The 12,461-nt window shown below is 36.1% G+C and carries 12 protein-coding genes; 1 reads left to right on the forward strand and 11 read right to left on the reverse strand.

Annotated features, from left to right (window positions below; genetic code table 11):
* On the forward strand, positions 1 to 879 hold the full coding sequence (locus tag KO02_RS03805; RefSeq protein ID WP_038695980.1) for a hypothetical protein: 879 nt from the start codon (positions 1 to 3) through the stop codon (positions 877 to 879).
* A gap of 47 nt (positions 880 to 926) precedes the next feature.
* Here the strand turns inward: KO02_RS03805 and KO02_RS03810 are convergent, their stop codons facing one another.
* The 11 genes from KO02_RS03810 to rpmF form a co-directional block, all read right to left on the reverse strand.
* Positions 927 to 1,217, reverse strand: a complete 291-nt coding sequence (locus tag KO02_RS03810; RefSeq protein WP_038695982.1) for a chaperone modulator CbpM — start codon at positions 1,215 to 1,217, stop codon at positions 927 to 929.
* A gap of 4 nt (positions 1,218 to 1,221) precedes the next feature.
* The gene (locus KO02_RS03815) at positions 1,222 to 2,118 is read right to left on the reverse strand and encodes a DnaJ C-terminal domain-containing protein (RefSeq protein WP_038695984.1); all 897 of its coding nucleotides are present in this window, start codon (positions 2,116 to 2,118) and stop codon (positions 1,222 to 1,224) included.
* Between the two features lie 46 nt (positions 2,119 to 2,164).
* Positions 2,165 to 4,852 carry a TonB-dependent receptor gene (locus KO02_RS03820; RefSeq protein WP_038695986.1) on the reverse strand — a complete coding sequence of 896 codons (2,688 nt, stop codon included), beginning with the start codon at positions 4,850 to 4,852 and terminating at the stop codon, positions 2,165 to 2,167.
* Between the two features lie 260 nt (positions 4,853 to 5,112).
* Positions 5,113 to 6,687, reverse strand: a complete 1,575-nt coding sequence (locus KO02_RS03825; RefSeq protein ID WP_038702100.1) for a M28 family peptidase — start codon at positions 6,685 to 6,687, stop codon at positions 5,113 to 5,115.
* 155 nt (positions 6,688 to 6,842) lie between these two features.
* Positions 6,843 to 7,289, reverse strand: coding sequence for a ribose 5-phosphate isomerase B (rpiB, locus tag KO02_RS03830; RefSeq protein ID WP_038695988.1), 447 nt, complete (start codon positions 7,287 to 7,289; stop codon positions 6,843 to 6,845).
* A complete protein-coding gene (tatC, locus tag KO02_RS03835) occupies positions 7,289 to 8,158 on the reverse strand; it encodes a twin-arginine translocase subunit TatC (RefSeq protein WP_038695990.1) in 870 nt (289 codons plus the stop codon). The genes rpiB and tatC overlap by 1 nt, the downstream gene beginning before the upstream one ends.
* Before the next feature lie 76 nt (positions 8,159 to 8,234).
* Complete coding sequence (accC, locus tag KO02_RS03840) at positions 8,235 to 9,584, reverse strand: acetyl-CoA carboxylase biotin carboxylase subunit (RefSeq protein ID WP_038695992.1); 1,350 nt, start codon at positions 9,582 to 9,584, stop codon at positions 8,235 to 8,237.
* Positions 9,585 to 9,667: 83 nt separating this feature from the next.
* Entirely contained in the window at positions 9,668 to 10,138 is a 471-nt protein-coding gene (accB, locus tag KO02_RS03845; protein WP_038695994.1) for an acetyl-CoA carboxylase biotin carboxyl carrier protein, read from the reverse strand.
* A gap of 80 nt (positions 10,139 to 10,218) precedes the next feature.
* Complete coding sequence (locus tag KO02_RS03850; RefSeq protein ID WP_038695996.1) at positions 10,219 to 11,208, reverse strand: beta-ketoacyl-ACP synthase III; 990 nt, start codon at positions 11,206 to 11,208, stop codon at positions 10,219 to 10,221.
* A gap of 5 nt (positions 11,209 to 11,213) precedes the next feature.
* Complete coding sequence (gene plsX, locus KO02_RS03855) at positions 11,214 to 12,152, reverse strand: phosphate acyltransferase PlsX (RefSeq protein ID WP_038695998.1); 939 nt, start codon at positions 12,150 to 12,152, stop codon at positions 11,214 to 11,216.
* A 106-nt stretch (positions 12,153 to 12,258) separates the two neighbouring features.
* Positions 12,259 to 12,450, reverse strand: a complete 192-nt coding sequence (gene rpmF, locus KO02_RS03860; protein WP_038696000.1) for a 50S ribosomal protein L32 — start codon at positions 12,448 to 12,450, stop codon at positions 12,259 to 12,261.
* Positions 12,451 to 12,461: the final 11 nt, after the last annotated feature.

The following is a 12,461-nucleotide window of genomic DNA, read 5'->3' on the forward strand; positions in this document are numbered from 1 at the left end:
ATGAGAGCTATCTATCTATTATTCTATATAACCTTATTCACCTCCTGTCAATCTGCGTATCAATTTACACCAAAAGGTTTTCTTGTTGATGGCGATGACTACTTTGTGAACATCGAACGTAATTTGTCTGTTTATGTAGGTGATAATTTTTTAAATTATGATAAAAAATCAAAAAAAGGATTACAGAACCTGCATATTTCAAGAGCTGATCAACATCTCATCAAGAGATTGGGATATAAAGCCGATGATTATACCGTTTTGTTTACAGGAAAAAGCAAGAATGATACCGCATTTAGATTGATTACCCTTATTAATAATAAATCGGAAGATCGCTTTAAAAATACGAAAACCCTCATTTCTAGGGATGGATTCTCAATTAAAAAAACAGTCGAGGGGAAGTACTATTATCAAACTACGGCTGTGAAAAATCAGGTCATCTACCATGCTATAGTACCCTTTAAGCAGTCCTTGGGACGAGAAGAATACCTGAGTTTGATTTATATAATTCCTAAGCAAGATTTTAAGAATTTCGATATCATCGAAGATCTGGCGATTTCAAATGCCTCTATGTTCCGAAGTAATTATATTTTCACACCCAGTCGTACCGAAATTCTTTGTCCAGATGATAACAGTAGAGGTCATTTTGATTACCGAATACCGGATCAGTTTATACAAAAGGATAATTACACATTACTGAAAGGTTATTTAGGAGGGGAGTCAGACTCAAATAAATTGATTATCTACCGTGTAGTCGCACCAGGACAATCTTATGGTTCTTTCGTCGTTTGTAAAGGGATCTATCGCATAGAACTGACAGATTTGCATCACCGTACCATTTGGCAAGATAAAGTAATTGTCGACAAAGACCTAAGTGATTAGTAAGTCTAATATTTTACATCACTATCGGGTTAACTCAAAGCATAGGACTATGATTCCAATGCTTTGAGTTGATTTTTTAACTTTTGTAATTCATGTTGCAGCTCCTCTACTTTTTGGACAAGATAATGGGCAACCTCAATACCTGCAGGATTGACGTCAAGGTCATAATACCAATCTGAAAACCTTTCTAAATCCCTCAGCTGCTCCTCTTCGATGTATTTTTCCTCCTGTTGGATGATAATATGTAGAAGTCCATATTCATTTAATGTCTCTATAAAAGTAATTTCTGCTTTCCTAGAATGGCAGTAATCTGATAATCGGATTAGCGTTCTTTCCATTAGATTATTTTTTTAAATCTGCTAATTGTTTAAAAAGTTCTTTTTCTTTATCACTTAAATTTGTTGGGATAAGCACATTCATGCTGACATATAAATCACCAAATTCACCTTCTTTTTTATAGATAGGGAAGCCCTTTCCCTTCAACCTTACCTTGGCATTGTTTTGTGTTTCAGGTTGAATCTTAAGTTTTATTTTACCACCATACGTATCAATGATTGCTTCACCCCCTAAGACTGCAGTATATAGATCGATATCTAGTGAGGTATAAAGGTCGTTACCCTGTCTTTTGAACTTATGATCGGGAATGATGTTGAAAGTGATGTAGAGGTCACCCTTAGGTCCTCCATTTACGCCATCACTGCCAAGACCTTTCAGCTTTATTTTTTGACCGTCTTCTACACCAGCCTGAATGTTGATGCGAATGTTTTTACCATTTATCGTAAAGGTCTGCGGGTGGGTAGTATAAGCCTGTTGCTGCGTTAATTCCAGTTCAGCATTGAAATCCTGACCTCGAAAGTTATTTCTTCTTCCCCCACCTGTTCGACTGCCAAACATTTGTTCGAAAAAATCAGAAAATTGTCCGTCATCAAAATTACCCGAATAGCTTTGCGATCCCCCAAATGGGTTGCCATCTGGTTGACGATATTGTTGTTGTGCCCTTTCGTATTCTTCACCACGTTCCCAGTTCTCGCCATATTGATCGTACTTTTTACGTTTTTCACTATCTGAGAGCACTTCGTTTGCTTCATTTATCTCTTGAAATTTTTGTTTTGCCGCCTCATCATTCGGATTTAAATCTGGATGATACTTTCGCGCTAATTTCCGATAAGCCTTTTTTACAGCATCTATGGATGCAGTTTTGTCAATACCAAGTACTTTATAGTAATCTACAAATGCCATATTAATTTTAATTTCTACAGTTTCAACAATCTAAGAGCCTGTTTGTTTAATTTTTGAGTTTTGTTATTTTAAATTTATAAATGTACCCCACTAAAAAGTATTGTTGCAATGTAACGGTGTTTTGGTAATAAGTAGTATTTCCGTGAGTACCCCAATAATTTTGTCTGTTCTGGTTTAAGATATCAAAACCCGTTAACTTAATCTGTGAATCGTTTTTTAGCGTATAGTAAAGCGAAGAATTTAAGATATGATAATTTGCCCTATCATTTAAGCCACTTGCTCTATTATCCAAAGAATAAGAAGTTTCCAATGAAAAACCTTTTATTGGATTTATATTTAATCCCACACCAATTTTATGCGTTACATAGGCACTTTGAATAAAATCAGGATTGTTTTTGACTGAATTCATGGATTTGCTCCAACTGTAAGTATATTTTGGGGTAAGACCAATCAGGTTTTTCCAAGTTACAGAAAATTCTTGAGCGAGATGAATGCTAAGATTATTCATTTTATTATCCACATCATTGATGGTGGCATATTGTTGATAAGTATAGAAGCTACTATTCTGGGAAATGTAGAATACCCAATCTTTATCAGATTTAAAATTATATCTTCCATACAGGTAAGCATTATAATTCGTTGTCGAACCGGCTTGAAAAGCCAGAGCAGTATAGTGTCCTGTGGTGGCATCTCTCCAGCTCTTATATCCCTCGCTTTTATCTTTGTAATCCACATTGGCATATAGACCAAACTGGTATTTTTGCGCATATTTATTAAATGAAAACCGCACATTTTGTAGAAGGATGTTTTCATAAAAAAATGCGGGCAATCGGGTCATAAGTGGATTTAATGAGTCTGTTACAGTCTGCATTCTATTTGTTGAAGGTCTTTGAAGATCTTTAGCCCATGAAAAATCGAAATCCTTATACCGAATATTAATATTCGGAAGCCAATATCCATTTGAAGTCTTTTTACGTTCATTGATCTTGAATAACTCAAACTGATTGTCTCGTAGTGAATAAGCAGTACCAAAATTTATGGCCAATTTTTTAAATGGCTTCCAGAAAAACCGAATACCCGATATATAATATTGTGATTTAACGCGATAACTGTTTTCGAATTGGTCACCGTGAATTACCCCTGTACTGTCCCGATTGTAGTGTAAACTTTCTGTGGGGCTCCTGTTCTCCATATTATGGGAAATATAGAAGTCAAAATTCAGCTTTTCGATACTTTTATTATTATAACCTAGATGAGTATTGCTACTACTCGATTTTTGTTTTTTAAACTTGTCCTCGAATAGACTCGCATTAGGTATAGGGTTTTGAAAAATAGCAGTAAGGTGATTGCCGATTTCACCCGATTCGATTTTGTTGATATTACTGCTATTTCTAAAATTTATAATATGGTTTTTATGCAACTGTTTTTCAATATAGAAGCTATGGCTATAATTAATATTGTATTGATCCGTAGTCGAGCTGTCCGTACTCGTATTTAAAACTTTGTCATTGGTATAGGTTTTCATCCAGCTGTTACTATTTCCATCATTGTTCGAAATACTAAATTTTGGTGTAAACTCGAAATAGGCAGTCGTATCCATCCGATGCCTAAACAGGGTATTGATATTGTGAGCTAAAGATTTATTATTGGTATTATATGTATTTTCGTTGAACTGTTCGATATTATCATACATGGAAGTTTGATTTCCAGAGTTTTGGCCTTCCTCTTTTTTGTATTTCAACATGTACATCACGTTTAGCTTGCTCTTTTTACCCCAGTCATTATTGAGGTTAAATCCAATCGCCATATCATTCGCCTTACCATTGTAATTTCTGCCACCAAAATCTCCAAAACCATAATTTTCCGCTCTCCCTAATCCAGCATGTTGATTCAGTTCATTATAATCAAAACTTTCACGATTGATGTTATTACCAAAGCCTATAAAACTCAATTGTAGCGTATCTTGAAAAGTATTGACCAGTCCCCCAGCTTCATAGCGACCTCTTGTACCCGCACTACCGTAAAGTTTACCAAAACTTGCTTTCAGAAAATCTTTTTTAAATTTAAGATTGATGGTAATGGGTAATTTTTCTTCATCTTCCACTATTTTTTTTGATTCACCCTTATCCCGATAGACCTGTACCGTCTTGATTAAGGAAGCATCCAGATTACGTGTTGCTATACGTAGATCGCTTGAAAAAAAATCTTTGCCATTTACTTTCACCTGCGAAACTTCCTTACCCTCGTAATAGATAGTCCCGTCCATATTAATCTGTAATCCAGGGAGCTGCTTTAATAGCTCTTCTGCATTGGCATTAGGCCTTGTTTTAAAAAAATCAGTATTGTATTCTAGTGTATCTTTATTCATTCGAACAGGCGGATCAACAGATATGACCACCTCATCCAATAGTTTTCCACCAAGCTTGATTGTATCTAATTGTTTCTTCTCATCAGGCTGTAATAGAATATTTTGATGATGGTTGCTACTATTGACATGAGAGATATACAAGATCAGATTTTTGTTTGTAGGAAGTTTGACCAGATTAAATTCACCCTTATCATTGGTTAAGGAATACGAGAGAACAGCAGAATCCTGTTGCATGAGTAAGGATACAGTCGCTTTTTCAAGAGGTTTGTTGTCCTGATCAATAACAGTTCCCTTTAACACGCCCGAATTCTGACATAGTGCATACTGGGAAAAAAAAGATAGCAATACTATAAGATATAGTTTCATATTTGGTTTAGATACGGTTAGTTTATCCACATCTAATATAAATTTAATTTTCCCGATAAAGGGTAAATTAACGTATTTTAACAGTATGATACCTCGAAATTGGAGTGCTGACTTCTTGTTTTAGGTGGGCTTAAACTATTCATAGGATACAATGGGGCCATTGCTCATATTATTGCCACATCAACCAAGATGGCTTATGCTAACAAAAAAAAGGTGGCCTTCTACTTAAAAAAGGCCACCTTATTATCTTATATGTAATTTTAATCTTTTTTACTATCTACAGCAGGTTTAGTATCACGATTGGCAACATCCCAAGCCGTTTGAAAAATAAATTTTTCTCTTTTAACCATAACAGGGAAGTCAATTTTATCGATCGTATCTTCTGGTGTGTGATAATGTGGATGTAATCCTGAGAAGTAAAATATTGAAGGAATTCCTTTACTTGCAAAATTATAATGATCTGAACGGTAATATAATTTCATTGGATCTTTAGGGTCATCATACATGAAATCTAATTCCAATTGGCTGGATTTCTCATTAGCTTCTTTGTTGATCGCTGACAATTCAGAACTCAGCTTATCAGCACCAATGGAGTGGATATAGTTATGGTTACCATTCAAATGTTTGTCATCAATACGGCCTATCATATCTATATTGATACAAGTCACCGTATTTTCGAGTGGAAAAACGGGGTTTTCAGTATAGTATTTAGAGCCTAACAATCCTTTTTCTTCAGCAGCATACGTGATAAATAAAATGCTTCTTCGAGGGCCATTACCTTCTGCCTTTGCTTGACTAAATGCCTTGGCTAATTCTAAAACAGCAGTAGTACCTGAAGCATTATCGTCCGCTCCAGGGAAAATAGTACCATTCGAACTTTTACCATCATGGTCATAATGACCACCGATGACAATGATTTCATCTTTTAAGTCCGAACCTGCTAAGTAACCCAATACATTGGGGTCTGAAAACTGCTCGGTGACCATCCCCATCTGCGCATTGAATGTGCTCTTTATAGCAAAAGATTGCGGCTTCTGAGTCCTGTTTATTTTGGTAATAACATTGGCTAGGCTTGATTTTCCTAGATTTAGGATATAGTTTGCAACGTGATCTGTTATATTGACCACGATAGGCATCGGATTAGTTTCAGGTGCAACTTGGTCTTGAGCCAGATTAAAGCGTCCGTCTGTTGCACGATCACCTGCGCTTTCAAGCCATTTCCCAAGATCCTCTGTATAAGCTAAAACCAATTTAGGTTTATGCTTCAGGATTTCTTTCACCTTCTTATTGCGTACTGTTGACCATTCAGATAATTTTGTTGTTCCTGTAATAATAGAATTTCCTTTTTCATCAACAGGCTCTTTATCATTAATCAGAAAAACGACCTTATCTTTTAAATCAAGTCCTTTGATATCAGAATATTTTGGATCATCAATGCCGTAACCTACAAATATGATTTCATTATCATCGATAGTTTTCAACTCATTGTTTCCTAAGGCCAATAAATCTTGACCATGTAAAAATGGTCGGCCAGCGATTTTGAAACTTTTAACCTGATAGCTATTTTTCAACAGACTTACGGGTTGAAAATACTTGCCTTCAACGGGTGGAGTCAATCCCAATTTCATAAATTCATTCGCGATGTATTCGGTCGCCAAACGTCCACCTTTCTGACCTGTACCACGTCCTTCTAAATCAACAGATGCTAAGACTGACAAGTGTTTCTTAGTTGATTCCTCAGTAATCGTACGGGCGTATTTTTCAGCTGGATTCTGAGCAATGGCACAACTGTAGATAGAAGAGACAAAACAAATTAGACTAACTATTTTTTTCATTGAAATAAAATTTATTTTTAATAGTAATGAAGCGATCATGCTTATTCATTTGATATACATAAAAACATGATTGTTTCATTGTTTTCTATTTAGAACAAAAAAAACGGAGAAAAAGTATTTCGACACCTTTTCTCCGTCCTTTAAATTATGTTAAATTAACAACCACAAGCAATTTTATTGACACGAGTTGCATGTCTACCACCTTCGAAATCTGTGGAAACAAAAGTTTTAACGATTGATTTTGCTAATTCTAGATCAATAAATCGAGCCGGAATACAGATTACGTTCGCATCATTATGTTGACGAGCTAACGCTGCAATTTCTTCTAACCATGCTATAGAAGCACGGATTCCTTGGTGTTTATTCGCGGTAATAGCAACGCCATTTGCGCTTCCACAGATCAACACGCCTAAAGCTGCTTTATTATCCTCAACTTCAGTTGCAACAGGGTGTGCATAGTCTGGGTAATCAACAGAATCGGTATTGTAAGGACCGAAATCTTTTACCTCGTATCCTAATTCTTTTAATAAAGCTACGATAGCAGTTTTGTATTCAATTCCTGCGTGATCACTTCCTATCGCAATTGTTTTTAAAGTACTCATTATATATTATTTTTTTCTTGTGCTAATTTTTGTTTTTTTACTTTCGCCGATACTAAAATACTGATTTCGTATAATATAAACATCGGAGTCGCTACCGTTAACATCGTGATGACATCTGCAGTAGGGGTGATGATAGCGGCAATAACTAAGATAATTACCGTTGCATATCTTCTACTAGCACGCATAAACTCAGGAGTCATGATACCCATTTTTGATAAGATAAAAATCAATATCGGTAATAAGAACACGATCCCACAACCTAATGATAATGTCGCTATCGTTGAAAGATAAGAATCAATAGTAATCTGATTCGTAATTTCTATACTCAGGGAGATATTCGCTAAAAAGTTGACCGAAAGAGGAACAACAACATAGTATCCAAATAAAACTCCTAATACAAATAACAAGGTTGCATAAAAAACAAATCCACGAGCAGATCTACGCTCTAAATCTGTTAATGCGGGCTTTATAAAAAGCCAAATCTCAAACAAGATGTAAGGGAACCCTAAGAGCAACGACATCAATAAACAAGAGTTTATCTGTAACATAAACTGTCCGGCCAATTCCGTATTGATAATATTGAAAGGAATATGTTCCACACAAAACCCATCAATATTAAACTTGTCACCCACAAGACACATCATTCTATATGTCCAGAAATTAAGATTTTTAGGTCCCATTATGATTTCGTTGAAGACGAAATCGTAAAAGGTGAACGATAAACCTGCAAAAATAAATATTGCTATCACCGAACGAACTAAATGCCATCTCAGAACTTCGAGATGATCAAAGAAAGACATTTCTGCTTCTATATTTTTTCCTTTATCTTTTATAGATTCAATTAGGCTTTTGCGATCTGTAGTACTCATAAAAATTGTTTGTAAACAAAAATACCATTCTTATTGAAAAGAATGGTATTTTTTTATCTATGTAAAGATAATATTATTATACATTATCTTCTGAAAGGTCAAAAGTCTCCATAAACTTCGTAGTAAAGTTACCCGCTCTGAAGTTTGGGTCACGCATTAAGCGTAAATGAAGAGGTATAGTTGTTTTAATACCTTCGATAACAAATTCGCTTAAAGCTCTTTCCATTGTTGAAATTGCTTCTTCACGTGTTTGTGCCACGCAGATAACTTTTGCAATCATCGAATCGTAATACGGTGGAATCGTGTATCCAGCGTAAACATGCGTGTCGATACGTACACCGTGTCCACCTGGTGAATGGAAATTTGTTATTTTTCCTGGTGAAGGACGGAAATTATGGAATGGATCCTCAGCATTGATACGGCATTCGATAGCATGCATCGTAGGCTCATAGTTTTTTCCAGAAATTGGGATACCAGCCGCAACTTTGATTTGTTCTTTGATTAAATCAAAATTAATGACCTCTTCCGTTACTGGATGCTCAACCTGAATACGGGTATTCATTTCCATGAAGTAGAAGTTACGGTTTTTATCAACTAAAAACTCAATTGTACCTGCACCTTCATAGTTAACAGCCTTTGCTCCTTTGATAGCAGCTTCACCCATTTGTTGACGTAATTCTGGCGTAATAAATGGTGAAGGAGCCTCTTCTAATAATTTTTGGTGACGACGTTGAATAGAACAATCTCTTTCAGATAAGTGACATACGGTACCGTATTGATCACCCACTACTTGAATTTCGATATGTCTTGGTTCTTCCACATATTTCTCTAGATACATACCATCGTTTCCGAAGGCAGCAGCAGATTCTTGACGTGCAGAGTCCCAAGCATGTTCAAATTCTTCTTCGTTCCAAATAATGCGCATACCTTTACCACCACCACCAGCAGTAGCTTTGATAATAACAGGATAGCCAATTCCTTTAGCGAGTTTAATGCCTTCTTGGAAAGAGCTCAAAAGACCATCAGAACCAGGTACCGTTGGTACGCCAGCTTTCTTCATGGTATCTTTTGCCTGCGATTTATCGCCCATTTTTTCAATCTGCTCTGCTGTGGGACCAATAAATTTGATACCATACTGCGCACATATTGATGAAAATCTTGCGTTTTCTGCTAAGAAACCATATCCAGGGTGAATCGCATCTGCGTTTGTTAACTCTGCAGCTGAGATAATATTTGGAATGTTTAAGTAAGAATCTTTACTGGCAGGAGGACCGATACAAACAGCTTCATCCGCAAAACGAACGTGTAAACTATCTTTATCAGCTGTTGAATAAACAGCTACACTTTTGATACCCATTTCGCGACATGTGCGAATGATACGTAAAGCGATTTCTCCTCTATTAGCTATTAATATTTTTTTAAACATTGTATTTTCTGTGAAGTTTTCGGGTATGAGTGCACAGTTCCTGTGCGCTCATGTTAATCGGCAATAAAAATATTGACGATTGCTTATCTAGGATCTACCAAGAATAAAGGTTGGTCGAACTCAACTGGTTGAGCATCTTCCACCAAGATTTTAACAATTTTACCTGAAACTTCAGATTCAATTTCATTGAATAATTTCATTGCCTCAATGATGCACAATACTTTACCATTATTGATTTCGTCGCCAACATTTGCAAATGTTGGTTTTCCTGGTCCTGCTGAACGGTAAAATGTTCCGATCATTGGAGATTTAATGGTGATAAAATTAGCCTCTTCAGAAACTACCGCTGGAGCTGCTGCAGGAGTAACTGCAGTTGGTTGAGCAGCGGCTGCGATTGGTGCAGCAGCAACTGGAGCCGAAGCTGTTACGTAAGTAGGTTCTTGATTTGTTTTTATCGTAATTTTGAAATCTTTTTCTTCGATTGCTACTTCATTCACACCTGATTTTGAAACGAATTTAATCAAGTCTTGAATTTGTTTAATGTCCATACCCATAGTTATGCAGGTTAAATATTTTAGTTTTAATTTTTAAAATTCTTAAAACAACTTTCAAAGTTACAAAATAATTATTGTACTTAGTAAGCCCATTTTAAGTATACAGATCCCCAAGTAAATCCACCACCGAAAGCAGCTAAAATCAGGTTATCACCCTTCTTTAACTTACTTTCCCATTCCCATAAACATAAAGGAATAGTAGCGCTTGTTGTATTACCGTATTTCTGAATGTTGATCATTACCTTTTCCTCAGGTAAACCAGCGCGATCAGCTGTTGCATCGATAATACGTTTGTTCGCTTGATGCGGTACTAAATAAGCAATATCCGAAGCTTGAAGATTATTTTTCTCCATAATCTCTGCCGCTACGTTGGCCATATTGGTAACCGCAAATTTGAAGACAGTTTTACCTTCTTGATAAGCGTAGTGTAGACCAGCGTCTACAGTTGCATGCGAAGCAGGGTTTAAAGAACCACCACCTTTGATATTTAGATATTGACCACCAGAACCGTCAGTTTTCAAAATACTATCTTGAATACCCATACCTTCAGTATTTGGCTCCAATAGAACGACACCACAGCCATCACCAAACAAGATACACGTGTTGCGATCTTGATAGTTGACTACTGAAGACATTTTATCTGCGCCAATAACCAATACCTTTTTGTGTTTACCTGATTCAATAAATTGAACACCAGTTGTTAGGCCAAAAAGAAAGCCAGAACAAGCGGCTTGTAGATCATATCCCCAAGCATTGGTAGCACCAATTTTATCCGCCAAAATATTTGCTGTCGCTGGAAACAGCATATCTGGTGTACTTGTACAGAAAATGATCAATTCAATATCTGTTGCAGCAATTCCTCTTTTTTCTAATAACTGTTGTACCGCAGGTACAGCAAGATCTGAAGTCGCTTTACCTTCTCCTTTTAAGATTCTACGTTCTTTGATACCCGTACGAGATACAATCCACTCGTCATTGGTATCAACCATCGTTTCCAACTCTTTATTTGTGAGGATATAATCAGGTACATATCCACCAACTGCCGTAATTGCAGCATGAATTTTTGACATAAAATTTAATTAAATGCAGATCTGATTTTGTCAATTAAGTCTGACTGGATCATATCTCTAGATTGTAAAACCATATTTTTAATAGCCTGTGGAGTTGATATTCCATGACCTATTATCACAGGAGCATTAACTCCTAAAACAGGACTACCTCCATATTGCTCGTAGTTGAATCGATCGAAGAATTCATCTTTGAATCCTTTTTTCAATGTCACTACATAAAATGATTCTGCTAGCTTTAAAACAACATTTCCAGTAAAACCATCACAGACATATACGTCAGCTATATCTGAAAACAGATCTCGGCCTTCCGCATTTCCGATGAAATTAATGTGTTCGTTGTTTTTTAAAAGGGGATAGGTGGATGTGGTGAGGATATTTCCTTTTTCTTCTTCTTCACCGATATTTAATAAACCAATCCTCGGTGAAGGGATACCAAACATATGTTGCGAATACAGGCTACCCAAAACCGCAAATTGATTCAGCATTTCGGGTTTGCAATCTGCATTTGCGCCGACGTCAAGTAGTAATCCAAAACCTGATTTAAGTTTTGGTACAATTGTCGTTATAGCAGGTCTTAGTACTCCAGGTACTGCTTTTACACTAAAAAGTGAGCCGACAAGCATTGCTCCCGTGTTACCGGCAGATGCAAATGAGTCAATTTCCCCTCGTTTTAGTAATTCAAAGCCTTTGGCTATACTAGAATTAGGTTTTTGCGTAATCGCTTTAGTAGGGTGTTCTCCCATACTAATATTTTCAGGTGCATGCACGTATTCAAAGTCTGAAGGATTACCCCCAGCTTGTTCGATAAGCAACTTAGTCTCTTCTTCATTACCAAATAGAACAAGTTTTTGATCATTTGATAAAATTTGTTGAGCTTCTATTGCACCTAATATTGTTGCTTTAGGGGCATAGTCGCCACCTAAAATGTCTAAACCAATCTTCATTCGTGATTATTTTTCAAGTCAATAATACGCAAAAAACATCCCAAATTAAAGTATAATTTGAAAATTATACTCGTTTTGGGATGTTTTATGTTTTGAAAGATCTAAGTTAGACAACAGCTGTATTATCAATGATCAATTTACCGTTGTAGTATAAATTACCATCTACTGTGTATGCACGGTGTGGTAAATGAACTGCACCAGTTTCTTTACAAATGCTTAAGCTAGGTCTGTCTGCTTTATAATGTGTTCTTCTCTTGTCTCTTCTTGATTTAGAAGTCTTACGCTTTGGATGTGCCATCTCGTATTTCT

It is taken from the genome of Sphingobacterium sp. ML3W (genome assembly GCF_000747525.1).
Classification (GTDB): domain Bacteria; phylum Bacteroidota; class Bacteroidia; order Sphingobacteriales; family Sphingobacteriaceae; genus Sphingobacterium.

Coding starts and splice junctions, on each gene's coding strand:
- KO02_RS03810 (WP_038695982.1), bottom strand. CDS start 1,217: ATGGAAAGAACGCTAATCCGATTATCAGATTACTGCCATTCTAGGAAA.
- KO02_RS03825 (WP_038702100.1), bottom strand. CDS start 6,687: ATGAAAAAAATAGTTAGTCTAATTTGTTTTGTCTCTTCTATCTACAGT.
- tatC (WP_038695990.1), bottom strand. CDS start 8,158: ATGAGTACTACAGATCGCAAAAGCCTAATTGAATCTATAAAAGATAAA.
- KO02_RS03820 (WP_038695986.1), bottom strand. CDS start 4,852: ATGAAACTATATCTTATAGTATTGCTATCTTTTTTTTCCCAGTATGCA.
- rpiB (WP_038695988.1), bottom strand. CDS start 7,289: ATGAGTACTTTAAAAACAATTGCGATAGGAAGTGATCACGCAGGAATT.
- KO02_RS03805 (WP_038695980.1), top strand. CDS start 1: ATGAGAGCTATCTATCTATTATTCTATATAACCTTATTCACCTCCTGT.
- accB (WP_038695994.1), bottom strand. CDS start 10,138: ATGGGTATGGACATTAAACAAATTCAAGACTTGATTAAATTCGTTTCA.
- KO02_RS03850 (WP_038695996.1), bottom strand. CDS start 11,208: ATGTCAAAAATTCATGCTGCAATTACGGCAGTTGGTGGATATGTACCT.
- plsX (WP_038695998.1), bottom strand. CDS start 12,152: ATGAAGATTGGTTTAGACATTTTAGGTGGCGACTATGCCCCTAAAGCA.
- KO02_RS03815 (WP_038695984.1), bottom strand. CDS start 2,118: ATGGCATTTGTAGATTACTATAAAGTACTTGGTATTGACAAAACTGCA.
- rpmF (WP_038696000.1), bottom strand. CDS start 12,450: ATGGCACATCCAAAGCGTAAGACTTCTAAATCAAGAAGAGACAAGAGA.
- accC (WP_038695992.1), bottom strand. CDS start 9,584: ATGTTTAAAAAAATATTAATAGCTAATAGAGGAGAAATCGCTTTACGT.